Raw genomic sequence first — 1,335 nt, 5'->3', positions numbered from 1 at the left:
GCCTTGAACTTGGCATCCATAGCTAACTTTTATCATTTCTTCATCTATTTTTTTAATATCAAAATGTGCTAGCTCATCTCCCTTAAGTTCATTAACTTCTATTTGATAATAGCTATCACTAAGAACCCATCTATCTACATAAGACATTTGTTGATGGACACCCTTGCAAGCTACATCCCATCTAAAATTAGCCTTACCAGCAATTTTTGCTATGCCGTCAATGAAATAGCTATATTTTTCTTGCATATCATCAGCATATTCAACTCTTTCAAAATCAAATATCTCTAGCGTTCCAAAGTCAAGCTCATTGGCAAGCTGGTCAATATAATCAATGCCATTCTTTTGGCAAAAATCACTACTCATAATTTTGGTAAAATTATCCAATTCATCATCTGTAAGGACTATGTTAAGCTTTGCCTGGAGCTTTTGCCACTCGTCAGCAGTGAAGCAGAGTAAATCAATTCCGTCAGTTGAACCATCACAATATACTATGTCTTGTGGTTCTTCTTTAAAAATTCCTAACTCTTTTTTCTCTAAAAACAACTCATACATTTTCATCTCTTATCCTTTAAAATGGTATATCTTTTTCTGCATACTCCATATTATCAGAAGTATCAATGTCTGGCACATCACTATATTGTGGCTCAGTCTTTCTTTGTGGAGCGTTTTGTGATCGTGCATTTTGCCAGTTACTACCTTGCTGCGTATTTTGATCTTTACTGCCTAACATCTCCATACTCTCAACACTTACGCTATGTTTTGATCGAGATTGTCCATTTTGATCTGTCCATTGTTCAAATTTCAAGACACCTTCAATTAACAGTTTTGATCCCTTGGTGAGATACTGATTTGCTATCTCGGCACTTTTCCCAAAGAAGGTGATATCCACAAAACATATCTCTTCTCTTTTTTCGCCATTTGTGCTATATTTACGAGTTACGGCGATCGCACTTTTGCCAATCGCTGCACCGCTTGGAGTGTATCTAAGCTCGATGTCTCGCGTGAGATGTCCCACTAAAATTATTTTGTTAAACATTTTTGTCCTTTTTAGGTTTAATCGAACCATAGCCTAAGCGTGCCATCGTCATCTATGTCCAGTTCATCGGGGATGGCCCCGCCGAATAAAGAGTGATTGCCCTTAAAATTTTGGTCTAATTCCGTTAAGTTGATAATATCAATGTAAAAGGTATCAATATGTGAATATTCGCCCTTTTCAAGATCATCCAATACTTCTTGTGGCAAAAGAAGCAAATCATATCCGATTAGCTCGCAAGTAGCTTTTATGTCGCCGTAGGTTATGCTGTGGTTGCCTTCCACTATGAGGCTATCGTTAAG

The 1,335-nt window shown here is 37.2% G+C and carries 3 protein-coding genes; all 3 read right to left on the bottom strand.

Annotated features, from left to right (window positions below; genetic code table 11):
• A partial coding sequence (locus CYP28_RS00585) for a hypothetical protein (RefSeq protein WP_219811233.1) occupies positions 1 to 558 on the bottom strand: 558 nt, incomplete at its 3' end.
• 10 nt (positions 559 to 568) lie between these two features.
• Entirely contained in the window at positions 569 to 1,036 is a 468-nt protein-coding gene (locus CYP28_RS00580) for a single-stranded DNA-binding protein (protein WP_103592711.1), read from the bottom strand.
• A 17-nt stretch (positions 1,037 to 1,053) separates the two neighbouring features.
• Positions 1,054 to 1,335 (bottom strand): hypothetical protein (locus tag CYP28_RS10155; protein ID WP_181000381.1); only part of this gene is annotated, 282 nt, incomplete at its 5' end.

This window comes from Campylobacter concisus (assembly GCF_002914195.1).
In the GTDB taxonomy this organism is placed as follows: domain Bacteria; phylum Campylobacterota; class Campylobacteria; order Campylobacterales; family Campylobacteraceae; genus Campylobacter_A; species Campylobacter_A concisus_M.
This window is presented reverse-complemented; position numbering and strand designations above follow the sequence as displayed.